29 protein-coding genes and 1 riboswitch are annotated in these 25,487 nt (G+C 44.0%); of the genes, 11 read left to right on the top strand and 18 right to left on the bottom strand.

Annotated elements, in window-relative coordinates:
* Positions 1-78: 78 nt before the first annotated feature.
* Together CSV60_RS04875 and CSV60_RS04870 are read left to right on the top strand one after the other, a co-directional pair.
* The gene (locus CSV60_RS04875) at positions 79-528 is read left to right on the top strand and encodes a hypothetical protein (protein ID WP_099636147.1); all 450 of its coding nucleotides are present in this window, start codon (positions 79-81) and stop codon (positions 526-528) included.
* Positions 513-803, top strand: coding sequence for a DUF2653 family protein (locus CSV60_RS04870; protein ID WP_099636146.1), 291 nt, complete (start codon positions 513-515; stop codon positions 801-803). The genes CSV60_RS04875 and CSV60_RS04870 overlap by 16 nt, the downstream gene beginning before the upstream one ends.
* A 200-nt stretch (positions 804-1,003) precedes the next feature.
* Here the strand turns inward: CSV60_RS04870 and CSV60_RS04865 are convergent, their stop codons facing one another.
* The 5 genes from CSV60_RS04865 to CSV60_RS04845 all read right to left on the bottom strand — a co-directional run bounded on the left by CSV60_RS04865 (position 1,004) and on the right by CSV60_RS04845 (position 5,506).
* Entirely contained in the window at positions 1,004-1,606 is a 603-nt protein-coding gene (locus CSV60_RS04865; RefSeq protein WP_233189531.1) for a superoxide dismutase family protein, read from the bottom strand.
* A gap of 326 nt (positions 1,607-1,932) precedes the next feature.
* Positions 1,933-2,322, bottom strand: a complete 390-nt coding sequence (locus CSV60_RS04860; protein WP_099636144.1) for an ectoine synthase — start codon at positions 2,320-2,322, stop codon at positions 1,933-1,935.
* A 15-nt stretch (positions 2,323-2,337) separates the two neighbouring features.
* Positions 2,338-3,618 (bottom strand): diaminobutyrate--2-oxoglutarate transaminase, encoded by a 1,281-nt coding sequence (ectB, locus tag CSV60_RS04855; protein WP_099636143.1) that lies wholly within the window; start codon positions 3,616-3,618, stop codon positions 2,338-2,340.
* 67 nt (positions 3,619-3,685) lie between these two features.
* Positions 3,686-4,210 (bottom strand): diaminobutyrate acetyltransferase, encoded by a 525-nt coding sequence (gene ectA, locus CSV60_RS04850; protein WP_233189530.1) that lies wholly within the window; start codon positions 4,208-4,210, stop codon positions 3,686-3,688.
* A 615-nt stretch (positions 4,211-4,825) separates the two neighbouring features.
* Positions 4,826-5,506 (bottom strand): phosphoribosylaminoimidazolesuccinocarboxamide synthase, encoded by a 681-nt coding sequence (locus CSV60_RS04845; RefSeq protein ID WP_099636141.1) that lies wholly within the window; start codon positions 5,504-5,506, stop codon positions 4,826-4,828.
* A gap of 165 nt (positions 5,507-5,671) precedes the next feature.
* Here CSV60_RS04845 and CSV60_RS04840 point away from each other — a divergent pair, with 165 nt between their 5' ends.
* From CSV60_RS04840 to CSV60_RS04810, 7 genes are all read left to right on the top strand, one after another.
* On the top strand, positions 5,672-5,893 hold the full coding sequence (locus tag CSV60_RS04840; protein WP_099636140.1) for a heavy-metal-associated domain-containing protein: 222 nt from the start codon (positions 5,672-5,674) through the stop codon (positions 5,891-5,893).
* Positions 5,894-5,908: 15 nt separating this feature from the next.
* Positions 5,909-7,810 carry a heavy metal translocating P-type ATPase gene (locus tag CSV60_RS04835; protein ID WP_099636139.1) on the top strand — a complete coding sequence of 634 codons (1,902 nt, stop codon included), beginning with the start codon at positions 5,909-5,911 and terminating at the stop codon, positions 7,808-7,810.
* Positions 7,788-8,477 (top strand): Crp/Fnr family transcriptional regulator, encoded by a 690-nt coding sequence (locus CSV60_RS04830; RefSeq protein ID WP_099636138.1) that lies wholly within the window; start codon positions 7,788-7,790, stop codon positions 8,475-8,477. Before CSV60_RS04835 ends, CSV60_RS04830 begins: the two co-directional genes overlap by 23 nt.
* Positions 8,478-8,534: 57 nt before the next feature.
* A riboswitch (TPP riboswitch) is annotated at positions 8,535-8,643 on the top strand.
* Between the two features lie 70 nt (positions 8,644-8,713).
* Positions 8,714-9,313 carry a thiamine phosphate synthase gene (locus CSV60_RS04825; RefSeq protein ID WP_099636137.1) on the top strand — a complete coding sequence of 200 codons (600 nt, stop codon included), beginning with the start codon at positions 8,714-8,716 and terminating at the stop codon, positions 9,311-9,313.
* The gene (thiS, locus tag CSV60_RS04820) at positions 9,300-9,503 is read left to right on the top strand and encodes a sulfur carrier protein ThiS (RefSeq protein ID WP_143565315.1); all 204 of its coding nucleotides are present in this window, start codon (positions 9,300-9,302) and stop codon (positions 9,501-9,503) included. Before CSV60_RS04825 ends, thiS begins: the two co-directional genes overlap by 14 nt.
* Positions 9,500-10,273, top strand: a complete 774-nt coding sequence (locus CSV60_RS04815; RefSeq protein ID WP_099636135.1) for a thiazole synthase — start codon at positions 9,500-9,502, stop codon at positions 10,271-10,273. The genes thiS and CSV60_RS04815 overlap by 4 nt, the downstream gene beginning before the upstream one ends.
* Positions 10,270-11,286: a ThiF family adenylyltransferase gene (locus CSV60_RS04810; RefSeq protein ID WP_099636134.1), complete on the top strand. Its 1,017-nt coding sequence runs from the start codon at positions 10,270-10,272 to the stop codon at positions 11,284-11,286. Before CSV60_RS04815 ends, CSV60_RS04810 begins: the two co-directional genes overlap by 4 nt.
* Positions 11,287-11,541: 255 nt before the next feature.
* Here the strand turns inward: CSV60_RS04810 and CSV60_RS04805 are convergent, their stop codons facing one another.
* The 4 genes from CSV60_RS04805 to CSV60_RS04790 form a co-directional block, all read right to left on the bottom strand.
* Complete coding sequence (locus CSV60_RS04805; RefSeq protein ID WP_099636133.1) at positions 11,542-12,240, bottom strand: ABC transporter ATP-binding protein; 699 nt, start codon at positions 12,238-12,240, stop codon at positions 11,542-11,544.
* 3 nt (positions 12,241-12,243) lie between these two features.
* Positions 12,244-13,314: an ABC transporter permease gene (locus CSV60_RS04800; protein ID WP_099636132.1), complete on the bottom strand. Its 1,071-nt coding sequence runs from the start codon at positions 13,312-13,314 to the stop codon at positions 12,244-12,246.
* A 16-nt stretch (positions 13,315-13,330) separates the two neighbouring features.
* On the bottom strand, positions 13,331-14,623 hold the full coding sequence (locus CSV60_RS15820; RefSeq protein WP_199175234.1) for a globin-coupled sensor protein: 1,293 nt from the start codon (positions 14,621-14,623) through the stop codon (positions 13,331-13,333).
* A 136-nt stretch (positions 14,624-14,759) separates the two neighbouring features.
* The gene (locus tag CSV60_RS04790) at positions 14,760-15,206 is read right to left on the bottom strand and encodes a hypothetical protein (RefSeq protein WP_099636130.1); all 447 of its coding nucleotides are present in this window, start codon (positions 15,204-15,206) and stop codon (positions 14,760-14,762) included.
* Positions 15,207-15,334: 128 nt separating this feature from the next.
* Here CSV60_RS04790 and CSV60_RS04785 point away from each other — a divergent pair, with 128 nt between their 5' ends.
* Entirely contained in the window at positions 15,335-16,216 is an 882-nt protein-coding gene (locus tag CSV60_RS04785) for a MerR family transcriptional regulator (RefSeq protein ID WP_158233150.1), read from the top strand.
* Here CSV60_RS04785 and CSV60_RS04780 read toward each other — a convergent pair.
* The 5 genes from CSV60_RS04780 to CSV60_RS04760 all read right to left on the bottom strand — a co-directional run bounded on the left by CSV60_RS04780 (position 16,213) and on the right by CSV60_RS04760 (position 20,611).
* Entirely contained in the window at positions 16,213-17,616 is a 1,404-nt protein-coding gene (locus CSV60_RS04780) for a cryptochrome/photolyase family protein (protein WP_158232939.1), read from the bottom strand. The two genes, CSV60_RS04785 and CSV60_RS04780, sit on opposite strands and share 4 nt — an antisense overlap.
* A gap of 272 nt (positions 17,617-17,888) precedes the next feature.
* Positions 17,889-18,344 (bottom strand): DUF2207 domain-containing protein, encoded by a 456-nt coding sequence (locus tag CSV60_RS04775; protein WP_099631962.1) that lies wholly within the window; start codon positions 18,342-18,344, stop codon positions 17,889-17,891.
* A gap of 90 nt (positions 18,345-18,434) precedes the next feature.
* Entirely contained in the window at positions 18,435-18,929 is a 495-nt protein-coding gene (locus CSV60_RS04770; protein WP_099631963.1) for a DUF1648 domain-containing protein, read from the bottom strand.
* Between the two features lie 16 nt (positions 18,930-18,945).
* Positions 18,946-19,332, bottom strand: a complete 387-nt coding sequence (locus CSV60_RS04765) for a hypothetical protein (RefSeq protein WP_099631964.1) — start codon at positions 19,330-19,332, stop codon at positions 18,946-18,948.
* 82 nt (positions 19,333-19,414) lie between these two features.
* Complete coding sequence (locus CSV60_RS04760) at positions 19,415-20,611, bottom strand: class I SAM-dependent rRNA methyltransferase (protein WP_099631965.1); 1,197 nt, start codon at positions 20,609-20,611, stop codon at positions 19,415-19,417.
* A 402-nt stretch (positions 20,612-21,013) separates the two neighbouring features.
* Here CSV60_RS04760 and CSV60_RS04755 point away from each other — a divergent pair, with 402 nt between their 5' ends.
* Entirely contained in the window at positions 21,014-21,751 is a 738-nt protein-coding gene (locus CSV60_RS04755; protein WP_099631966.1) for an MBL fold metallo-hydrolase, read from the top strand.
* Positions 21,752-22,015: 264 nt separating this feature from the next.
* Here CSV60_RS04755 and CSV60_RS04750 read toward each other — a convergent pair whose 3' ends face one another.
* The 4 genes from CSV60_RS04750 to liaF all read right to left on the bottom strand — a co-directional run bounded on the left by CSV60_RS04750 (position 22,016) and on the right by liaF (position 25,470).
* The gene (locus CSV60_RS04750) at positions 22,016-22,846 is read right to left on the bottom strand and encodes an undecaprenyl-diphosphate phosphatase (RefSeq protein ID WP_099636128.1); all 831 of its coding nucleotides are present in this window, start codon (positions 22,844-22,846) and stop codon (positions 22,016-22,018) included.
* 272 nt (positions 22,847-23,118) lie between these two features.
* On the bottom strand, positions 23,119-23,754 hold the full coding sequence (locus tag CSV60_RS04745; RefSeq protein ID WP_099636127.1) for a response regulator: 636 nt from the start codon (positions 23,752-23,754) through the stop codon (positions 23,119-23,121).
* Positions 23,729-24,772: a sensor histidine kinase gene (locus CSV60_RS04740; RefSeq protein ID WP_099636126.1), complete on the bottom strand. Its 1,044-nt coding sequence runs from the start codon at positions 24,770-24,772 to the stop codon at positions 23,729-23,731. The genes CSV60_RS04745 and CSV60_RS04740 overlap by 26 nt, the downstream gene beginning before the upstream one ends.
* Complete coding sequence (gene liaF, locus CSV60_RS04735; RefSeq protein WP_099636125.1) at positions 24,769-25,470, bottom strand: cell wall-active antibiotics response protein LiaF; 702 nt, start codon at positions 25,468-25,470, stop codon at positions 24,769-24,771. Before liaF ends, CSV60_RS04740 begins: the two co-directional genes overlap by 4 nt.
* Positions 25,471-25,487 lie beyond the last annotated feature (17 nt).

Here is a 25,487-nt window from a genome sequence, read left to right as displayed (position 1 = left end):
GTAAGATATCCAGTAAAATAAAGACAAGGGCTTTGGTAAATCCAAGACCTTCATTACAGCATCAAAGGAGATTATACATTGAAAAAATTTGCTGCATTTTTCCTTGCTGCGACATTAATTTTGTCGCCAATCGGGAACATCATCTTCCAAGATGAAATTACTGCTGAAGCACGTGGCTATAAGTCTGGTAAGAAGAGTTTCAGTACACCTAATCGTGTGCAACCGAATAAAGCCGAAAAGAAACAAGATACCAATCAAAGTAATGATAAAGCAACAGCAGGTAACACAGCGAAGAAGCCAGGCGGAATGGGTGGCGGCTTGATGAAAGGTCTATTAGTTGGTGGACTTGCAGGCCTATTATTCGGCAGCTTGTTTGCGAATATGGGTATGCTTGGGTCCATTATGGGCTTGTTGATTAACGTGTTGGCAATTGTCTTCATCATTTATATGGTTCGGAAGATTTTCGCGATCTTCAAAGAGAAAGAGCGTAAACGCAATGAGGATATGAATCAATGGAACAACAGATAATTTACGAACAAGACGTAGTGAATGCAGTTTGTGTCTTAATTGCAAAAGAGTCACGTGCAATGCCAGACGACGTGGAAGTCGAACTTGCTTACGATGAGGACACTGGGTTTTCAGCAGATGCCGAGCTTAATGGCAAGATGCATCATTTGGATACCTCCCGTCTTGTCGAAGCGCTTCGCCTTTGGATTGAGCAGTATCTCGATCAAGATCCGATGGCAGCAGGCATTCAGCTAAAGCTGGATGATGAAGAAGGGATTATCGCGATAGTTCGGTAATCAACAGGACGCCCCTTTCCGGGAGGGCGTTCTTTTTTTCGTCTATAGGAATGAAGAGGCTGGCAGAGATGGGGATTTGCGTCCATCTGCTTTAATCTTTTCGTAGATAGTACCTAACTATCCATTTCCTGTATGCCTTCACTTAAAACTTCAACACACAAAAAGGATGCCCCACATATCGGGACATCCTACTTTACTTATTACTTCAAATTCTCAGATGTAATCTCTGCACAAGCAAATGGTGCGCCAGAATCACCTGCTGGATCTGTGATGTTATCATCCGCACCTTCGTGAATCACCAACGCTGTTCCGTCCTCATCAATTAATGAATTGTCTTTTCCAGACTCAAGTGTAACTTCATCTGTCGTCACAGTAACCTTTGCGTTTCCATCTTCATCCGCCACAAGATTCTCCAAGTCACCTGCGTGGTGTCCTTCTGGATTATCCAATCCGTGCTTTTTATCTGTTGGGTTGAAATGACCGCCAGCAGATGCTTTAAAGTCCGGTGCTGTACAGACACCTGTTTCATGGAAGTGCATGCCGTGCTCCCCTGGCTCAAGGCCCGATACGTCAACATCCATTGCAACGCCAGATGGTCCTTGCGTTAACGTTACGGAACCGATTTCTTCTCCATCCACATTTATCACCAGCGCCATCACTTCAGGCTCCGCTGTCGCCTCTTCTTCCACGACAGGATCACCGCTGCCGTTCACCGGTTCTTTTTCTTTTTCTTCGTCCGCTGCGCCACCGCAAGCCGCCATCATTAACGCTGATCCCAATACAATACTAGGTAATTTCCACATAATTGAATACCTCCCCGTGTAATTTATGTACATTGATGTTCATTACCACTTGGATAATGAACCCACAATATGTAGTGTACCCACTTTTATAGCTTTCTAACATGCTGCTAGAGTTCCAAGAGCGGATAGCGGGCTAGATAGAGCGGTCAACTCGTGACATTGAGCGGTTACAAGGACTGACTTATAGAGCGCTTATCAACGATTTAAGAGCGAAAATATAGGACGATAGAGCGCTCCGGCCACATGAATGAGCACCCACACCCCCAATCCCACTTTCCACAATAAAAAACACTTCAAGGAATTACCCTCAAAGCGCTCTCATTTACTCAATCTTCAACCAGCGGGTACACACCATTCTCATCATGCGTTTCCGTCCCGACGACTGGCGGGTTAAAGACACAGATTAAGCGCATGTCTTCTTTTCCACCGCGTAAATAGTGTTCGTCGTGTTCATTTAACGCATACATCGTGCCATCGTTGATTGGGTAGACTTTGCCGTCTGCGATTGTTTCGATTTCCCCATCGCCTGCCACGCAGTAGACGGCTTCTAGATGGTTTTGGTAATGGATATGTGTTTCCGTTCCAGCATAAATAATCGTTTCGTGGAACGAGAAGCCCATATTATCTTTCTTCAGCAAGAAGCGACGACTTGCCCATGTTTCTGCTTTGGTTTCATTTTCGCTCCCGATAATTTCATCTACTGTACGTACTATCAATGAACATTCTCTCCCTTAGTTTTTTACAATTTCCTCAATCGCGTCTTCTAGAATATCGAATCCTTGGTCGATACCTTTTTCATCCATGATCAATGAACCGAGGAATTTAACTACTTCTCCTTCAGGTCCAGACGTTTCGATGATCAACCCTTTTTCGAATGCTTTGGCACAGATTTTGTCTGCATAGTCTTCCTTGCCTTCACCACAGACGATTCCTTGCATGAAGCCGCGACCACGTGTTGTAGCTTTCAACTGTGGATAGTCTTCGACGATTGTTTTCATGCGCTTCGTAATGAGTTTGGATTTTTCTTGTACCGATTTAGCGAATTCATCTGTTTCCCAATACGATAAAGCCTCAGTCGCTGTCAAGATTGCCATATTGTTACCGCGAAATGTTCCGTTATGCTCAGCTGGCCCGAATGTATCGTATTCTGGTTTGATCAGCGTGAGTGCTAATGGCAAACCGTAGCCACCAATGGATTTCGACAAGCAAACAATGTCAGGCTGAATGCCGGCAGGTTCAAAACTGAAGAATGTACCAGTTCGTCCGCAACCTGCTTGTACATCATCAACAATTAGTAAGATGTCGTAATTTCTGCAGAGACGTTCAACTTCCCGCAACCACTTAAAGCTTGCAGGATTGATACCGCCTTCCCCTTGTACCGTTTCGAGAATCATGGCTGCCGGCAAATCCAAGCCACTGCTTGCATCGGACAAATATTTTTTCAAGAAGTTCAATGATTGACCTTCTTCTAAAAATGTATCAAACGGCATAGATGTCGTATTATTCAGCGGGACTCCAGCTCCACCACGGTTGTATGAATTGCCTGTTACAGACAAAGCACCAAGCGTCATACCGTGGAAACCATTCGTAAAGCTGACAATATTTTGACGTCCGGTTACTTTACGGGCGATTTTCAGTGCACTTTCAACTGTATTCGTCCCAGTAGGTCCAGGAAACATGACTTTATACTCCATATTTCTTGGCTGCAAGATCACTTCGTTAAATCGTTCAAGAAATTCTTTTCTGACCGTTGTACCCATATCTAAACTATGTGAAATTCCATCGTCTTGGATATATTCAATCAATTTTTCTTTCATTTTCTCATTGTTGTGGCCGTAGTTTAAAGCACCTGCACCGGCAAAGAAATCGATATACTCCTTACCTTCCGTATCCCACATCTTATAGCCTTTTGCTTTATTGAATACTGTTGGGAAACTTCTGCTGTAACTTCTCACTTGCGACTCGCGATTGTCGAATACTTCCATTACCTGCTGACTTTTTGTCAGTACCATGTGTAATTAATTCCTCCGTTAGATTGTGTATTTTTCCAGTGTCAAATTGCGGCAATCAGCCAATTTCTCAGAATGGTCCAATGCGGAACAGTTCTTCTGATTCATGCCCGCTGCCAGGGAATTGATTTTTCGTATAGCCGTCCGTAATCGTGCATTCAGTCTTTAAGTCACGTGCCACCCCTTTAAATAGCTTAGCGGATGGAATATTAGACGGTGTAACCGTCGCTTCCATATACCGAATATTCCGACATGATTTACTATGCAAAATGGTATGCAACATACGAGAAGCTATACGCTTTCCTCGTACCGATTCATCGACTGCTACTTGCCAGATAAACAATGTATCTTGCGCTTTTGGTTTAATAAAGCCTGAAATGAAGCCTACAAGCTTCCCATGATCTTCTACGATGATACTCGTATCGCTGAATTGGTCTGCCCACAGCAAATAGCTGTAAGAAGAGTTCAAATCAAGTACTTTCGTATCCTTAATAAGCTGCCAGATGAACTTTCCATCGTCTACAGTGGGAATACGAAATACATAAGGGTCGTTCGGATCCAACCCTGCAATCGAAACTTTGTGTTTTCTATCCAAACCATTTCTCCTCCAAGTTCTCTTACATGTAGTTGCATACATATTTGGGATCTGAAATTTTCTAAGATGTGTACTTCGTTACTTCTTTACCCGAGAACACGATCTACTTACAATACGTTCGTCGAATAGTCATCCATGTGAAGTTTTTGAGAACCGAGCAAATACACTCGGTAGATTCTACTTATGAATCTAGCGGACTTAGCAAGGGTACTTACGTAGAAAGTCCAAAATGGAGATTCGTGCTGGCTACTTTGGGTGCTATCTTTCTGCCTTGCGGTATGAAGAGCAAAAAAGAGCGCCTTTACAAAAGCGGGGAGCTTTTGTTCATGGAAACAGCAGATATATTAAAGATTCGCTGATATGAAAGACACTTTCATTATCTAGAATTCACTATCATACGCATTCATCCAACCAACGTTCACACACTGGTGAAGAAGCAAACTAGGTGTCACCTCTGACACTGGTTGCTATTATAGGGAACCATGAAAACGTTGTCAACAGTAAATATATCATTTTATTTATTTGATTAAAAAGTAAAGTCCCGCTAAGTCAGTCAGCGTATAGCTTGAGAGAACATATAAAAAACCGGAAACATTTTTCGTTTCCGGTTGAGTTTTATGAAAATAATATCTTTTCTAATTCCATTGGTTCAATATATGTATCGCCTCGATAAACGCGCATATTGCCTCCTGAAATTTCATCGATCAACATGATGTTTCGCTGTGGATCACGACCGAATTCCAATTTGATATCATATAGTTCTAAACCTTTTTCCGCCATCTCTGATCGCACTACTTCAGAAATCTGCTGGGTTAATTCTTTCAGTACTGCATATTCTTCATGCGTCAAAATGTGAAGTTGTGCCAAAGCATCTTCTGAAATGGGTGGATCTTGACGTTCATCATCTTTTAGTGTCACTTCCACGAAAGCATCGAGTACTTGTCCTTCTTCAGCATATGCACCGAATCTGCGTAAGAAACTTCCGACCGCACGGTATCGACAAATCACTTCTAATCCTTTACCAAAGACCGTAGCAGGCTTCACCGTCATCGTCACTTCATCCAGATCGGCATCGATGTAATGCGTCGGTACGTTTTGCTCCTCCAATTTCTCGAAAAAGTATTTCGTCATGCGAAGTCCAGACTTCCCAGCACCCTCAATCGTCAGTCCTACTGTGTTGGCACCTGGATCAAATACACCATCTTCCCCTGTTACATCATCCTTGAATTTTAATAGCACGTGGCCATCTTCCAAGCGGTAGACGTCTTTCGTTTTACCAGAATAGGTTAATTTCATCCGTACGATTCTCCTCTATTCATAAATGTGTACTACTTATTCAGTATAAAGCACTTTGACGAGAAGAAAAAGTATTGTTTGACAAAAGTTGATGGGCGTCAAGGTCATTTTCACAAAATATTCTTATACTTAAGTTAACAAATACACAAGAAGAGGATGAGATCAATGAAAAAAGTCGTATTTTTAATGGAACCATTCAGTTGCCCGTCATGTATCAAGAAAATTGAAGGCGCTCTATCCCGAGCTAAAGGCGTACAGCAAGTAAAAGTATTATTCCACTCAAGTAAAGTTCGGGTCGAGTTTGATGAATCTATCGTAGAAGCCAATGAATTGCAGGAGTTGATTGTAAAACTCGGATATCCAGTTCTCAATCAAAAAGTCTCATAAAGAGGAGGTATTCAAATGAATGCAAAACAAACCGTGCGCATCACTTCCCTATCCGCGATTTTACTTGGTGTAGCTATCATCTTGCACTTCGCGGGCTTTCATGATGCGCGTCAGATTACATTAATCGCGGCCACTTTAATCGCGGGTACTCCGATTGCCATAAAAGCTTGGAAAGCTATTCGCATGAAAGCTTTCAGTATTGAACTTCTCGTGACAATTGCGGTAATCGGTGCGCTATTTATTGGTGAGTATGTAGAATCCGCTGCAGTTACGTTCTTATTTTTATTCGGAGCGCTACTTGAAATTCGTACAATGGAGAAAACTCGCTCGTCCCTCAAGGCCCTTATTGATCTGGCACCACTAGAAGCAAGTGTCTTTCGGGATGGTAAAATCATGACAATCGCTGTTGATGAGGTAGTAGTCGGTGACCGGGTAATCGTTCGCTCAGGAGAACAAGTGCCAGTTGACGGACCGATTGTTACAGGCAATGCTTCTATAAATGAAGCAGCCATCACGGGAGAATCTGTACCGGCAGCCAAATCGCTAGACGACCAGGTGTTCAGTGGTACATTAGTAGACAACGGATATATCGAAATAATGGCAGAACGCGTAGGTGACGATACAGCATTTGCTCGTATTATCGAGCTAGTCGAAGAAGCACAGGAAGCCAAGTCGAAAACGCAAAAATTCCTTGAACGATTCGCCAACATCTATACACCTTCCATTGTCGTCTTATCGATGATCGTCTATCTGTTCACACGCAACATCGAAATGACATTAACCTTCCTCGTCATCGCTTGCCCTGGCGCTCTTGTCATTTCCGCTCCCGTTTCTATCGTAGCGGGAATCGGTAATGGTGCCCGACATGGTGTGCTCATTAAAGGTGGCGACGTGATGGAACAATTGGCGAAAATCGACACAGTCGTCTTTGACAAAACAGGCACATTGACCAAAGGACGTCCAGAGGTAACTGATATCCATAGTTGGGGTATCGAAAAAGAAGAGCTACTGCGCCTCACTGCAGAAGTTGAACTATTGTCCGAACACCATCTCGGTCAAACGATTGTCCGCGAAGCAAAGAAGCGCTTGATTGGCTTGACACATCAAGCACGTGACGCAAACGTTATGAAAGGCAACGGCATTCTTGCTGAAGTAGACGGCAAGCAACTCGCAGCCGGCAACCGAAAACTGATGGCCTCGCAAGGTATACCTATTTCTAGTGACGTGGAAGCTTATGCATCTAAGCGGGAAAAGGCAGGTAATACGGCCGTGTTCGTCAGCATTCATGGAAAGATCGCAGGTATTATTTCCATAGCGGATCAAATCCGTCCGGAAGCACAGGCTGCTTTGGCCAAATTACGAAGAAGCGGTATCAAACAAATGATTATGCTAACTGGCGACAATGTCCACACTGCCCGTCTCGTCGGTCAACAACTTGGTCTTGATAGTGTCCACGCGGAGCTTTTACCTGAAGATAAAGTCGCCGCTGTTCAAAAGCTGAAAAAACGAGGACATCGTGTAGCCATGGCCGGTGACGGGATCAACGATGCGCCTGCGATCGCCACGGCGGACATTGGGCTTGCCATGGGCAAAGGCGGAACAGACATTTCCATGGAAACAGCTGATATCGTCTTGATGGCGGACCGGCTTGATCAATTCGCCCATGCCTATGCATTATCGAAAGCGACTGTCCATAACATGAAACAAAACACATTCTTTGCGGTAGGCACAGTCTTCCTCCTGTTGGCCGGTGTACTGTTAGGTAAAGTGTTCCTAGCATCCGGAATGCTCATTCATGAAGTAAGTGTACTTCTGGTTATATTGAACGCCATTCGATTAATACGCTATACTAGTGACAAACCAGCCAATCGAAATATAAGCGAGGTGAAAGTGAATGAGTCAACAGCCCCACAATAATACGACGGATCAAAATATGTGTGTATCGCTCGTTCCGCTGTTCAATCATTTGGAAAATGAACAGATGAAACACGTGGTAGGACTCGCGCGAAACACTTCGCATCCACGTGGAAAAATTATTTACAATGAAGGCGACTGCTCCGAAGGTTTATATATTTTGCATAAAGGACGAATCAAAGTATACCGCCTTTCAGAAAACGGCAAAGAGCAACTCGTACGAATTTTAGAACCGGGAGATTTCACGGGTGAGCTGTCGTTATTCAACGCCAAACCTCATGACGCCTACGCAGAAACACTTGAACCCGTGGAATTATGTATTATTCAACGTGATCAAATGCAACAACTTCTACAAAAGCATCCTGCGATCTCATTAAAGATGTTAGAGGAGTTCTCCTCTCGCCTCGCTCGAACAGAACAACGAGCGGCGCGGATCGGTATGGAAGCAGCAGAAACGCGTATCGCCATGTATCTAGCTGACTTATCTGAAGAACAACAACAATTGAAAGTCGAATTGCCGATGAGTCGCAAAGACCTCGCCTCCCACCTCGGGACGACACCTGAAACGATTAGTCGAAAACTTAGCGCATTCGAGGAGTCCGGCTGGATTCGCCAGTCCAGCATGAAAACGGTGGATATTCTCGATTTGGATGCTTTATTACTATTATAAAAGAAACTCTTTTCATTCTACTTCATACATGATACGCTAGTTCTGAAAACTTAATATTTTGACCATTAGGGGAATCCTTCACAAGGACTGAGAAAAGAGTGTGGCTCTGAAACCCTTATTACCTGAACAGATTAGCATCTGCGGAGGGAAGTGGCGAGTCGTTCCGTATATATTTCTGTCGACACATCCACCACTTTCCGATTCGGGAAGTGGTTTTTTCTATTGGAGGGGAATGAATGAAGTTACTTGGCGTGACCGACGACTGTCTTTCGATTGATGAACTGACTCTCCACTTGCAGCAGACTGCACATTTTCTAGATGCTATTATTTTGCGGGAGAAGTCCAAGACAGACGAACAACTGACAGATTTGATTACGCGTCTTGCGAATAGTGGATTTCCACTCGAAAAGCTCATTATACATGCCAGACCAGACGTAGCAAGCAGGCTGAATCTCACGAAAGTACAGCTGACTAGCTATGGCATGTCTTTACAGGATGCACATCGGAAATTTCCCAAGCTACAATTCGGGTGCTCGATTCATTCAGTTAAAGAAGCAAAGGAAGCGATGGCAGAAGGAGCAGATTGGCTCTTGTACGGGCATGTTTTCGAGACGAAGTCAAAGCCCGGCCTACCAGCGCGCGGCACGGAAGAATTATTTTCTATCGCAAAGTATAGTTCGATTCCCGTGTATGCAATCGGTGGAATTCAGCCGCATCACTTGCCTGATTTACAGCGAAACAGCGTAGCAGGCGTGGCTGTATTATCCCCTATGCGTTCACTAAAAATCTTACAAAGTTATAGAATAGGAGGCGTGTCTAATAATGAAAAAGATTGATCTGAACGGGAAATCCTATTCGGTCGTTCCGGAAGTAGCAACGATTCAACAGCTACTTGAGCACTTGGGATTGGGTGATCGTATTTTAATTGTGGAGAAAAACAAAGAGGTTTTGCAAAAAGATCACTATGACGCACCGATTATGGATCGGGACCAAATTGAAATTATACATTTTGTAGGAGGCGGATGAAGATGTTAAAAATTGCAGATAAAGAATTCTCTTCGCGGTTATTACTAGGTACAGGGAAATATCCTTCATTTGAAATACAAAAGCAGGCAGTTGCAGTATCAGAAGCAGAAATCCTTACGTTCGCAGTACGACGCATGGATATTTTTGAAGCGTCACAGCCCAATTTTCTAGAGCAATTGGATTTAACTCGCTATACATTACTTCCAAATACTGCAGGTGCAAGTACAGCAGAAGAAGCCGTACATATCGCACGTCTCGCAAAAGCATCAGGACTTTGTGACATGGTGAAAGTTGAAATTATTGGATGCAGCCGTTCATTGCTTCCTGACCCAGTAGAGACATTACGCGCTACTGAAATGCTGCTAGAGGAAGGCTTTATTGTATTGCCTTATACGTCAGACGATGTAGTGCTCGCAAGAAGACTATGCGAATTAGGTGTTCATGCCATCATGCCGGGCGCTGCGCCAATCGGTTCAGGCAGAGGCATTCTAAACCCGCTGAATCTGTCATTGATCATTGAGCAATCGAGTGTCCCCGTCATCATTGACGCCGGTGTCGGCTCTCCAAAAGACGCGGCATTCGCGATGGAACTCGGAGCAGACGGTGTATTGCTGAATACAGCAGTATCGGAAGCGGCTAATCCCGTCATGATGGCAGAAGCAATGAAACTCGCGATTGAAGCAGGACGTCTCGGTTATAAGGCAGGACGTATGCCAGTCCGCGATTACGGCGTAGCAAGCAGTCCAACTGAAGGGCTTGTGACGAATTGACCGGAAAATATTCTCGGCAAGAGCTATTTGCACCTATCGGACCAGTTGGACAACAGCGTATCCGCGAGGCAAAAGTTTTCGTCTTAGGAGCGGGTGCACTCGGTTCTTCCGGAGCGGAAATGCTTGTCCGTGCAGGGGTCGGCGAACTAACGATTGTCGATCGTGATATTTTGGAGTGGAGCAATCTTCATAGACAGCAATTATATACAGAGCAAGATGTCATCGATCAATTGCCGAAAGCGATCACTGCGGAAAGCCGATTGCGCGCAATCAATAGCGATGTGAAAGTTCGTGGAATTGTGGCGGATGTGACACCTGAAAATGTTCTCGACCTATTCGAAGGACATCAGTTCATTCTCGACGGCACAGATAATATCGAAACACGATTATTAGCAAACGACGCAGCGTTACAACTGGGCATTCCCTTCTTCATGGGTGCTTGCGTCGGTAGCTACGGGCTGACGTTTCCTATTGGCGTAAAAGAAGGCTCGCCCTGCTTGCACTGTCTACTCGAAGCGTTACCACCACAGTCTTTAACATGCGATACAGTCGGCGTCATCTCACCAATCGTCGTTACAACGGCTGCCCGTCAAACCGCCGAATTGCTGAAGTGTATAACGGGCGCACCGATGGAACCGCGCCTGGAATCCGTCGATTTATGGACAGGCGAACGTGCTGCAATGGATGTGCACAGTATGAAGAAATCTAGTTGTCCAAGTTGCTCAGACTCCCCTGTCTATCCTTATCTGACTGCTAATGAAGTCATTCGGACTGCTGTGCTGTGCGGACGTGACACCGTGCAACTGTCATGGCCGAAGCACCGACAAGTGGAACTGATACCATTTGCCGAATCCATTCGCGGTATTGTCTCTAATTTAAAGCAAAATCCTTATTTGGTTTCTTGTGAATATAACGCTCATCGACTCGTGTTATTCCGTGATGGGCGGATGTTGGTTCATGGAACGAAGGATATCATGGTTGCACGGAAGATTGTCGCCGGTTTATTGGGATGATGCTTGGTGCTTAGAGCGCTCGCACGTGGGCTATGAGCGATGAACACGGTCGATAGAGCGCTTAACGCGTGGCATAGAGCGCTCGCGCCTAGACTATGAGCGGATAACACGTCGCATTGAGCGCTTAACCCCTGTATAGAGCGCTCCGCCCAATTTTATGAGCATACCCAATAAATCCTCCAATAAAAAAACGCTTCGAAAAGCTGTAAAACAGCCTTCCGAAGCGTTTATTTCATTATTTATTAAGCATTCCGCTCATTCCGTCGAATCCAAAGCCATCTCAGCCGAACTCTCCAACTTCAACACACCATCCGTCATCTTGTACACCTTATCCACGTATTGAATCAACCGTATATCATGCGTCACGACAATGGTCGCTGTCTGATTCGACTTCGTTTCATTACGCAACAACTCCATCACCTCAAACGCCCGATCCGAATCGAGCGAAGCGGTAGGCTCATCCGCCAAAAGAATCGCCGGCTTGCTGAACAACGCTTTAGCAATCGCCACACGCTGCCGTTCACCGCCAGACAAATCAGAAGGATAGTTCTTATGCAACTTGGTAATACCTAAATCCTCGTATAACTTGCGTTGCTCGTCTTTGGTCATATTGTCTTTCTTCACTTTATTTAGCAATTCAAGCTGCTCGTCAACAGTTAGGAACGGTACGAGGTTAGAAGCCTGCAATATAAAACCGATTTCCTGCAAACGGATTTTTGAACGTTGCTTTTCATTTAGCTGCGATAATTCCTTACCGTTAATGATAACTTGACCTTCGCTTGGCGTTTGCAGAGCACCAGCCACCGTCAGGAATGTACTTTTACCTGAACCTGACGGACCGATAATCGCGACCAATTCTCCACGTTCGACTAAGAAGTTGGTCTCCTTCATCGCTTCAACGAGCGTATTGCCTTCACCGAACGTCTTTTTTGCATTTCGTAGTTCCAGTACCATCGTTTACCCTCCTATCGCTTCGAGCGGATCAATTCGGATAATCGTCCAAACCGAAATGACTGCTCCGAGAATTGCCACTACTATTAAGATCAATCCATAAATTATCATGGTAGGTATATCAAACATAATAGGAACTGCATTTGGCAGGAAGCTTCCCGCAAGCAACGTCAGTCCAAATGCCAGGACAACCCCGATCAACGCAAGAATGAATGTCTGTGCGACAACGGATCTAGCCAAATAGGCGCTGGAAATTCCCTGCGCTTTCATCAGACCGAACATGCTGATTTTCTGTACGGTCAATACGTATAAGAAAATGGCAACGATTGCCGCTGAAATGACAAACAGGAAGTAAATCATATACACTAACGTCAAATTCTGCTCTGTATAACCCGGCAGATTCTCGATAAATGTTTCCGTTTCAATGATTTCCGTATTGTCCGGCAATGAAAGTGTAGCCCAGTCTTTGTCTCTGATGACAATTGCGTTAACCAAGTCTTTATTCATTGTATAGGCGTCACCATATTTAATTTTCTGCATATCATTTAACTTCATATAGAGAATAGGCGATGCATTAAAACGAGCCTTTTCTGTGAAGCCAACAATCGTCAGTTTCGTGTCAGATGAAGATAACTCGAGCGTATCTCCAATCTTAAAGCCTTCATCTTTCAGCACATTCGATGCCACGACACCGTTTTGAACGTAAAATGTCGGGTCCCCTTCACTAACTTCCGGCTTGATGAACTCTTCTCTATCAATACCAAAGAGCATGACATTTTGCTTGGTTTCCCCATTGTTGGCGATGGCGCCCATTTGGCTAACAACAGCCGTTTCTTTCGCATCCAGTTCATCGGCTATTTTCTTATCAAGTGCCGACTCATACAAACTCTTATCGGATTCCTCTGTCAGAAGAACTGCATCGACTTTCCACGAGTCGATCGCTTCCCTGTTCATGCTAGCTAATCCATTCGCCAGTCCAGACAAGAAGAACACGAGGAACGACACCAATAACAAAATCGATGTAATGAGTAAAAACCGCAATTTATTCTTTTTGATTTCGCTCCATGCCAAAAACATTCATTCTCACTTCCTTTTATAGGACATTTATCGCTTCTTCTAACTCATAAGAAGTTGAAACGACTTCTTTCGATACGTCACCAATTGATGTGACTACACTTTGCAAGTTTTTCATATGATCTGAAAAATGCTGGATATCATCTATCGTCAAATGAACCGTCTCGGTGATATTCTGGAAAGTCTCTCTAGTTGTTTCCGTTTCTTTCATGCCCATATCCGCATACTTCGTGACAGCATCTATCGCATCATGAACAGCTCGCGTCTTCGCTTTCGACTGCGCGACGAGTTGTGCAATATTATCTGTCGACCGTTTCGTCTGATCAGCTAGGTTTCGGACTTCATCTGCAACAACCGCAAAACCTTTTCCGTGAACACCCGCACGTGCCGCTTCAATTGCAGAGTTCAGTGCTAAAAGATTGGTCTGATCCGCAATATTCTTCACTAGTTGAACGACTTCTTCGATTTGAATGGATGAGCGGTTTAATTCTTCAATCAATGCCGCCATACCTTTCGTTTCCTTGACAATCGTCTCCGAAGTGATCACCATTTGTGCCATCTGTTCGATTCCAGACTGCGCTTGATGGACTGATGTTTCGGAACGGACAATACTCTCCTGAATTTTCCCTTCAAGTGTAGTAGATTGCTCGATTAAATCATTGACTGCCGCATATGTGGACTCGGACTTCTCTTCAATTTCAAGCGCAATACTACCAATTTGCTGCTTGACACTATCTTTTACTTCTTGCTGATTTGCATGAATTGCGTCATTCGTACTCTTCTCAAACGCCTCAAGAACCAACTGCTTTTCGAAATTCAAAATCTTACTTAACGCCACGATCATTTCACGTTCTTCTGCACGGTCCAATTCTAAATCAAATAATATATCGAGCATCGTTGAATGCAAGTTTTGAAAAGCCGCGATATACCATTTAGGTTCCAAGCCTATGCGTACATGAGCACCCGCTACTTTACTGCGATTGAGTAAATAAGCCTCATCAACCACACCGTCGAATAATCCCGCGAGATGTACAGCCAACGTCTTACGTAAATAGTCGGTCGTACTGTACTTTTTAATCATCTGAGACAATTTAGGAACTGCTGTCACACTAGAATAAAAGGCTTCTACAATTTCATCAATCCGGTCGTTCATCGGATCTTTTAACGCGCGTAATAGTTGTAAATCCCGCTCTCTTAATTGAATAGCATCTAACTGCAATTGAACCTCTTTGGTGGGAACTTGCAATTTGACAGGGGTAGTGGAAATGGGACGGACTAATGATTGGGCCTTGTGTTTTTTAGTGATCCACATAGTGAAATTCTCCTTTATCTTCAACTGACACGAACAAACTGCCGTTTTTTCAACGTCCATGCTTTGTACAATGTTAATATTTATTGATTATACAATAACCTGGCTATATATACTAGAATAGTTGGTCGGGATAGACCTATTTCGTACTTTTAAATTTTCTGCTAATCAAAACCCCTACGAAGAAACCATATACAGCATGTCCGACCATCCACCAGAACAAAGAAGTAATATTGGTGACACTTGGCGTACGATCAGAAAATGAAGTCGTCGGATACAGTAATAACCCGATAATACTATTCACTAGAAAAGGGAACAATACCGCATGATGACGAATGAAACCATTGCTCTTGTCATACAGAATCACCAGTATGATACAAAGAACAACTGACACAATCAGATGGAAAAACACTTCAATCACTTCTGGAAATGCATATTCTTTTACAATAGGTATGTAATCCACATTCAATAACAAAGTATAGACCTTGTGACCTGTAATCGACTGTATAATTTTTAAGAAAATAGCAAGAAAAACACCCGTTACGATACCAATCCATGTACCTTGTACTATATATGTCGTTTTCATTTAGACACCTTCCTACTATGTAAAAATAGCAGGTTTGACTTACGTTGTCAAATCTATGTATAATGTTAAGCATATAGAACTGGGCGATGTATGATCGCTAATTATAGTAAAACGAAAGGTTGATTATTTTGAAGCCGTCATCTGAAACCCCTACGTATACAATTAAACAAGTTGCGGAGCAAACAGGATTGTCGAGGCAAGTCTTGAGGAAGTGGGAAGAACGCTACGATATCGTGATTCCACAGCGACTAGATAATGGCTATCGGGTATATCACGATGAAGATATTCGGTTATTTTTGCTGATGAAACGTTATGCAGAAGATGGTTTTGCGCTCTCACAAGCAGCCGAGATGGCGAAATCCCAGAAAAACTCCATTTTCCCATCGAATCCCGAAAATACCTATATAGAAGATATATTGAGCGACTTATTGCGCCACGGCAAAAATTGTGATGAATTAGAATTAAACTTTTCCTTGCAAGCCGCCTATCATCGGTTAGGACTTGAACACTATCTCCAGCAAATCGTCATTCCATTTTTGAAGGAAATAGGTGATCACTGGGCAAGTGGTGAGTGGGACGAATATCAGGAAGCCTTGTCGAGTCTGGTCGTACGAGATCAACTCGTCCAACTACGGCGAAACTTCCAATACCGGGAAGACTCGCCCCTATTGCTCGGTGCATGTCTCCCGAATGAATCACATGAAATCCCGGTGCATATTTTTTTACTGCAACTGATGCTAAAAGGCTGGCGTACAGCGATGATTGGATCATTACCTGCTCCTGGCGCTATTCAGTCTCTTATAGAAAAAATCAAGCCGGTCAAAGTGTTATTGTCGGCGTCGACTACGTTTCCGTTTGAAGAGAGTCCACAGATGATACAAGAATTGGACGAGTTTGCAGGCCAACACCCTCATACCGAATTTTATCTAGGTGGATACGGATCGTTCATTTGGGCGGATCGGTTACAGCTACAACATATTCATCTACTTGAATCTATTGATGACATTTAAGAATTTTTGCATGTATCATACGCTGCCAATGCGCGTGCACGGGCAGCTTGATGGTCAACAATCGGAGCCGGATAGGATGTACCAATCGTAACGCCTGCTGATTCCAGCACATCAACCGGTGCGTCTGCTGGTTGAAATACATAGTTTACTGGCATGTCCGCCAACTCGGGCAGCCATTTTTTTATATAGCGAGCATCTTCATCGAATTTTTTTGCCTGAAGAATGGGATTAAACACTCTAAAGTACGGCGACGCATCAAAACCACTGCCCGCCACCCATTGCCATCCCATCGCATTGTTCGCTAGATCCAAGTCGAGCAACGTCTCTTCAAACCACGCCATGCCCTCTCGCCAGTCAATCAATAAATGTTTAATCAAAAAAGAAGCTACGACCATTCGCACACGGTTATGCATATAGCCTGTTTCCCATAATTCACGCATTCCGGCATCGACTAACGGATAACCGGTACGCCCTGTTTTCCAAGCTTCCAGCTGAGCGTCGGCAGGTTGCCACGGGAACTTTTCAAACTCCGGTCGCACGGGTTTCGTCAACATTTCTGGAAAGTACAGTAGCTGGTAATTATCGAAATCCCGCCACGCCAATTGCCGAATAAAAGCTTCCACTTGCCGATCACCGACGTCTTCCGCCGCAGCTAATGCACCATGCCATAGCGAACGTACGCTAACATTCCCCCAAGCCAAGTAAGGCGACATGCGCGAAACACTAGATTGCGCAGGGAGATCTCGTCCCACTAAATAATCGCACAACCCACCGTCACGAAACGTTTCCCAACAGTCCATCGCAGCTTTTTCCCCAGGTCGCCAATAAGTTGCAAACTTGTTATACCAAGGTTCATCCGATAATAGTCCCCATTCTTCTGAAGACAATGATTGTAGTTTACCAGTAGACGGTACGAGTTCAGGAGTTGCGAGTGGTGTCGCAATTCGTTCTTGGCGGAGCCGCTTCCAAAACGGCGTAAATACTTTATATGGCTGATTGGTTTTATTGAAAATCGCATCCGGTGCAACGAGTAGCGACCCTTGGAATGAACGCATTTGAACACGCCTTTTCTCACAAGCCTCTGCTACTCCACGTTCCACTTCCCGACTTTTCGGATCATATAATTCATTGAACACAAGTTGATCGGCTCCGCTTTCATCTAGCAACTTCATCAGCTGTTCAACAGAATGTCCTTGTCTGATCACGAACTGAATTTGCTGCTCCGCAAAGCGCTCGATTATTTCCAGCAAACTGTGATGCAACCACCAATCAGATGCTGCGTGGCGTGCTTCCGGCAAAATGAAGACGGGCAATACTTCACCATGTGCTGCCGCCTCCACCAATGCTGGATGATCATGCAAACGCAAATCTTTTCGGAACCAAACTATTGTCTTACCCACTCTATTCACTCCTTTTACTTATCTTAAAACGCACCTGATCCACCGCCTCCACTGCTACTGCTACTGTCACTCTTGGAGCGTTGTTCGATACATTGGTCGACGCTTGATTGGAAGAACCGGCGAGGAATATAGGATTGTAGACAACGCCGCCATAATAGGAATTTCCGTACTGTGCGTCTGCCGTATCCTGTCGATGTCTTTCATCATAACGAGTGCGATTTTGATCAAGCTGCTTCTGGACACTGGCGAAATCCTTATAATACGCGTCCAGTTCAGGACTCTATACTAGGAGGCACGATCGTAATCGTCATATTGCCATAATCGGTTTCATTACGGCGATCGAAAAATGGCCAGTAAAACTGCGCGCCATCTGCATACTTTTCCATTCCATTTCTAATGGTGTACTGCAAATCGAAGACAATGACCTCGCTGTCTCCTTTGCGATGTACACGATATTCCGAGTTACGCTTCTCAATCCTTAACTCTTTACCCTTTTCAGAGGCTTTAAACTCCTCAATCGAAGCTCCTCGTTTCGGTTGAATTTCTCGAATAATCCCGTTAAATTCGCTGTCAAAATTATAGGTATGCTGTTCCGTTACCCGGACGGTGCCATCCGTTTCCAATTGTGCTTTGATTTTTACATCCGAAATGCTGAAATCTACAGCCCCTACTGTCGTCGGCAGAACAAGGAAAGCTAGTAAAGTGACAAGTAACAGTTTCCATTTCACAAAAAATCACCTCTTATCATGAGTATACGATAGGAGGTGATCAATAGATTCATTTATTGGCAGAATTTTAGAAATACAATTCAGGCATGGCTATAATTTCAGTACTTTATAAAAATAAACACCTATCGCACTGAAGAGTAGTACAAGTAGCGTGATGAGGATAGGCGCATTCAATGAACCGATTCGAGCCAAAGCGATATCGACAGACTGCCATAGTAGAAAGATCACTACTAATGTAGAAAGGTTTTTGATGACATTCATGAATAGCACGCCATATCGGTACTGGATTTCTACGTTGTCAGGACGCAAATTCATGTAGTTAAACATATACGGATACTTCTCCACTATCCATAAACCTACCCACATAACGGCGCCAATGACTGACAACAGCAGTAATTCTATTTTCGAACCATAACGGTCCACTTCCCCATTCGCTCCAAAATGCGCAGGAATACGATCAGGCAATTGATTCCACTGCAATAGTAAATAGACGAGAGCAGCAGCGAATAAAGCGATCACCAACACATCGAACGCTTTTGCAACAGCAGGCTTCTCAATGTCTAGCTTCGGTTTTTTCGTCTCCATACTCTCGCCACCTTATTTATGATTCCGTTGCACTCGTTATTTCAAATACATCAAAAACGTTCTCTTGAATATTGAGCGACATGATCTTGCCTTGCTTCTCATAGAAATGGATAGATCCTCTGCGGTCTTCCACCATTTCCGTCCAGCCCCATTCTTCAATAGTACGCAAATAATGATCTGGCGGATTGCCTTCCGAGTCACCGATTCCCTTCAACTTATATTTCGCTGATTTAGAAATCTCCCCTATGCAATCTTCTGCTTTTACTTCATACGCTTCTTTCGGAACAGGGAATCCTTGATTGATGATGGCCATGCGGTAGCCGTCTTCTTGACTATATGCATTGGAACAGCCAGTTAGTACCAAAGCAGACACCACGGCCATCAAAGCAAGTACTTGCTTCATATGTTTACCTCCCGTTTCACGACTTCATTGAATCCATCGTACTAGGAAATATTGACATTGTCACCCTACTTTTTGTGACGAATTAACGTAACTTCTGCACAATCACTACTTTTAAATAGTTAAATTCAGGATAGTCCCGTGGCGTACGGAAGTCCCTAGGTAATGTGGATTCTTCCAGTACTTTATAACGCATATCTGTCTCTTTGAAAGCTTGCTCAATAAAGCCTTTGAACTTCTTCATACTGAAGCTCGCATTATTTGTAGAAGCGACGATAATGCCGTTTTTCTCCGTAACCGCAATCGCTTCTTTCATCAACATAGGATAATCCTTCGCTGTACTAAATGTATACTTCTTCGAACGCGCAAAGCTCGGTGGATCCAGCACGACTAGTCCGAATTTCATGTCATGACGCTTCGCGTAACGGAAATAGTCAAAGACATCCATCACTTTAATATCTTGTTGCTCATAATCGATACCGTTGACACTGAATTGCTCGATTGTCTTTGCGACACTACGCTTCGCCAAATCCACATTCGTCGTTTTCTTCGCTCCACCTAAAACAGCTGCAACCGAAAACGCTCCTGTATACGAAAACGTATTCAACACTTCGCGACCTTCTGAATACTTGTCCCGAATCGCCTCACGTACATCGCGCTGATCAAGGAAAACTCCAGTCATCGCGCCATCATTCAAATCAATTGCAAAGTTCATGCCGTTCTCCTTAACAATAATCGGAAAATCACCAGGCGTTCCTTTGACAAAATCATCCTGCTCGACATACTGCCCCTTCGAATCAAAACGTTTCTTTTCATACACCGCTTTATATTCCCCACGCTTATCCAGAACATTATAGACGTGGTGACGGAACGCATAAATACCTTCACTGTACCAGCTGACCATATAATAGCCATCGAAATAATCGATCGTCAACCCACCGATTCCATCGCCTTCCCCATTAAATAAACGGTAAGCCGTTGTATCTGGATCATTAGCATACGACGCACGACGCTCAAAGGCAGTCGCCATTTTTTGATCGAAGAAATCAAAGTCAATCTCTTCTTTTTCATTCGAAGTCAGCACCCAGCCGATTCCTTTATTTTGTATTCCATAATAACCCGTAGCCAAATATTTATGGTAGCGATCCGTCAAACGAATCAAACTACCTTCCTTCGCCTGAATCTCGCTAGTCATCACAGCATCCTTCAAAATCAAAGGATATCCCTTCTTCAAAGCCACCGTGCCCTGTGCATTTAACTGTATTTCAACTAATTTACTCATATCGTCATCCTCAAAGTGTATTTTCTCTATTATCGCATGGATGAACCAAAAGTGAAAGGTGGCGTTTAGAGTCGGCAGGCATAAGACGAAGATGCGAAGCGGCGCTCTTTGCCGCATAGCAGCTTTGACTTATGACCCGAGACTCTGCCACCTGCAACTGGATGAACCAAAAGTGAAAGCGGCTCGTCAGGATCGACAGGCATAAGACGGGCTGGACTTGAGGCGCTCTTTGCCTCACGACCAGCACGGCTTATGACCCGAGATCCTAGCCGCTTGAACTAGATGAACCAAAAGTGAAAGGTGGCGCTTAGAGTCGGCAACTCAAAAAATCTTTTTTTACGACTTTTACTAACCTTTCACTTACAATGAAAGTACTAAAATACCCAAACAGGAGGAATTCAAATGAACATCATCCCTTTAGGCATCTGGGGAGGCTACCCGAAAGCGAACAGCGCCACCTCTTCATTTCTCATTGAGCACGAAGGATTCCATTGCCTGTTCGACTGTGGCAGTGGCGTTCTATCTTCCTTGCAAAATTACATTACACTTGACCAGCTCGACGCAGTCGTCATCAGCCACTATCACGCAGATCACATCGCGGACATCGGCAGTCTGCAATACAGCCGCTTGATTCAGTATTACCTCGATCAACCGTCACCTGTCTTGCCGATTTACAGCCACGCACAAGACAAAGAACAATTTGAGAAACTGTCGTATAAAAATCAAACACAAGGTATCGAAATTCAGGAAGACCAATCCGTTCAAATCGGTCCATTTACCGTAACATTTTGTCCAACGATCCATCCCGTCTACTGCCTTGCAATGAAGTTTACGGTAGAAGGCACGTCCGTGGTTTTCACTGCCGATACGGAATGGTCGGACAAGCTTGTTACGTTCTCGCAACACGCAGATATCGTATTTTGCGAGGCCAATCTATACGAAGAGCACCTCGGCAAGTCTCCGGGTCACATGGCAGGTAGCCAAGCAGGAACACTTGCGCAGCAAGCAGAAGTGGGTCAACTCGTCCTCACCCATCTGCCACACCATGGTGATATTAATGAGATATTGAATGAAGCGAGGAAAACGTTCAGTGGTTTGGTGGAAATTGCAGAAGTAGGAAAAAGGTATACAGTAATTTAAAGCCGGAACAGTAGACTGGTGAGTATGAAGGGATTGCAAGGGATTGCAAGGGATTGGATTGGAGTGTAGGAGGGGCGACTCCCAGAGGATCAGCTCGACAGGTGAGACAACCAAAGAGAGCTTGCGAACTGGTTGGCTCACCGCGGGCCCTCAGAAAGCGTCCCCTCTGTAGCGCAAATCCCCTACCGTAACCACTGCCAGTCTTTCCATTTTATTTCACGTAAAAAACGACCTCTGCACATCCCGCAAAGGTCGTCTCACTTCTTATAAAAACACAATCACGGCCAAGATTGCTGCCAACACGAGACGATAAATCGCAAATGGCATCAACTTGACTTTCGAAATCAACGTCAAGAAGAAACGAATAGAAATCAGCGCAAACACAAATGCACTCAAGAAACCTACCACGTAGAATCCTAAGTCATCCATCGACATATACTCCCAGTTCTTCAACACCGACACCAGACTCGCACCCATCATAATCGGGACCGCCATGATGAACGTAAAATCAGCAGCCGTCCGGTGATTCATCCCGAACAATACACCACCGGAAATCGTCGCACCCGATCGTGAAAATCCAGGCCACAACGACAAACACTGAACCAGTCCAACTGTAAACGCCTGTTTATATGTAATTTGATCCAGGGTCTGTACACGTGGATTTTTCGGCCCAAACTTATCCGCAGCAATCATCAGCACCGCCCCTGCAACTAACGCAAAAATAACGGTTTCCACGCCGAATAAATAATCATCAATCAAATCTTTAAATGCAAAGCCCAAAATAACAGCAGGTAACATCCCCACGATTACGTGTAATAAATTGAAACGCTCGCTCATCTTGACTCCGCTATCTACATTATACAAACCGACCAAACTAAATAACCGTTTCCAAAATACTACGACAACAGCTAAAATTGAACCGAGTTGAATCACGATCTTAAATGTAATGGCAGGATATTTCCCAAGGAATTCTTCTGTCTTCAACCACATATCATCGACAATAATCAAATGACCTGTCGAAGAAACGGGTGCGAATTCCGTCATTCCTTCTACGAATCCTAAAATTAGCGCTTTAATTAAATCAAATAATTCCATATAACTCTCTTTCCGCGAAGGCTCCCCTTCTGCTATTCTATTTTCTTTTATCCAGTCTACCATGACGTAACAAACAGTGGATAAGTTTCCGCCAGAATATTTTTATCCACATGTGCATACATTTTATTTTCACATATAACTGAATACTTATGCACATAGTACGTGGATAGATTGTGGAGAAGTGCATAACTTCAGACTATTCTAACTAAAGTAGTTGCTTATCCACAGTTTTACCGTCTATCTATTGATATGCTGCGGCTTATACTTGTAGACTAGTAATCCGTTAATTTATTTTGAAACGCATAAATAACCGCTTGAGTGCGGTCTTGGACTTCTAATTTGGATAATAGATTACTGACGTGAGTTTTTACAGTTTTCAACGCAATGAATAGTTCATCCGCAATTTCCTGATTAGATTTACCTTTAGCCAATAATAATAAGACTTCGAGCTCGCGATCGGTTAAGTCTTCATGCAAGGCATGCGTCTTGCCACTGCGCATTTTCGTCATCATTTTAGATGTCACTTCAGGCTCAAGCACGGTTTGTCCCTGCATAGTATCTCTAATCGCATCCGCCACACGCTTCGCATTGGATGTTTTCAAAATATAACTGACAGCTCCTGCTTCAAGTGCAGGGTATAATTTATCATCATCGAGGAAGCTCGTGACGATAATTACCTTCGCTTCCGGCCACTTGGCGATAATCTCAGCTGTCGCCTCAGCGCCATTCATCACAGGCATGACCATGTCCATCAGAATAATATCCGGACGTAAATCCAGTGCTTTTACGACGCCTACCTGACCATTTTCAGCCTCCGCAATTACTTCAATATCCGGTTGCATCTGCAAATACGTCGATACGCCAATGCGCACCATTTCATGATCATCTACCAACAGCACTCGAATCATCCGCCAGCTCCCCTTTCAAAATCGGTAATTTCACTTCTACGATCGTTCCTTGAGACGGTACCGAGACAATCTTACAACTACCGCCAATCTCAATCGCCCGTTCTTTCACATTCTGCAGACCATACGATCCGCCTTTCCCTGCGTCCTGCTTAAATCCAACGCCATTGTCTTGCACACGTAAAATCGCCAATCCATCCCGTTCGATTAATAATATTTCTACTTCCGTTGCCTTTGCATGGCGAAGTGTATTCGATAACGTTTCTTGTGCAATCCGGAATAAATGATCTTCCGCACCTTTGGATAGCACGATATCTTCTAAACGATGTGTAATATCGAATGTCACTTTTTCCTGTAATTCACTCAATAATTCTTCGAGACCTTCGGCAAGCGTCTGATTATGCAGTGCAGCGGGACGTAAATGGAGAAGCAATGCCCGCATTTCTAATTGTGCCTGCTGAACCATTCGTTCCACTTGCAGTAACGGCTTGCGGAGTGGTCCTTCTTCCGCTTGTTCCGCTAGCGCTGATAATAGCATTGAGGCTGCGAACAATTGTTGGGAGACAGAGTCATGCAGCTCCCTTGCTAATCTTTGACGTTCTTCTATAATACGTTCTTGAATGATTTGATCTTGTGTCTCGACACGCTCATCCGTAATCTTACGCAAACTGTTTCGCTGTGCTTCAAGTACTTCATATAACTGTTTAATAGAACGATTCGTTTGTTTTTTCATTTTATTCGAGCCCGTAAACTCTTGTTTAGCATACAAATCCTGTAGTTTTCCAATAATGATATTCTCTTTCATCCTACTGTTTAGGCTGATCCAGCTTGCGATTCCTAAACTTATGACGAAAATCGTCGTGAACAACCAGGCCAACAACGGCATATCCGCAGCTTCTGTATCGAGTAGCAACCTCTGATAGTCAGCGATAGATACATCAATGAACAAATAGAAGAAGACCGCGACGATCGAACTAAACATCAGCGTCAAGAGAATGGTGCGACCAATGATTGCCTTCATTTTCTACGCACCTCCACGTCACCGATCCACGTAAATACTGAAATAATCAACTCGGGATCATTCGGCCGTTTCGTTTCATAGCCGTCATGTTCTTGTATAGTTTCATTAAATAGTTGCTGTGGAACGTTGCCTAACAAATTCGCTTCACCATATAACGTGGCATAATGAATGCGTACCGGAATATCGTACGGCAGTTCAATACGCACTTTACCGAAGATTTGCCGAACCGAAATAAAGGAAGCCCCTTTAGGCAATACCGTATCCGTCACATCGACATGCACATCACCGAAAAACCCTTGCATATGAATATCTTCCCACTCATACGTCGAGAATGGAGTGGATTGGACCGAAAACAAGCGGTTCCTCCACATACCTTGCGATCGTCTAACACGAGGCTTTTGCAAATCGCCAAAGACTTCACTGGCCGGCGTGCCTTTCCATAATTTCATGATAATATACAAAACAATGGCTAAAATCAGCAGACGTACACTCCATAATGTCAGAAGCGCAATCACTATAAAGACAATACCTGTGATCGCTGTCCATTTTCCACGTTTTCGATAGCCATAATCGAGGAATCCCCAACCGAGAAGGAGGAAGATGAAATTACCATTTGAAAACACCATGGATTCGACGAAAGCAATCGTCAAAAGCGCAAGTACATATACTGAAACTTTAGTAGAATCCCTCTTAGCCATTTCATTCTCTCCCTTCT

It is taken from the genome of Sporosarcina sp. P7, from assembly GCF_002743425.1.
Lineage (GTDB): Bacteria > Bacillota > Bacilli > Bacillales_A > Planococcaceae > Sporosarcina.
This window is presented reverse-complemented; position numbering and strand designations above follow the sequence as displayed.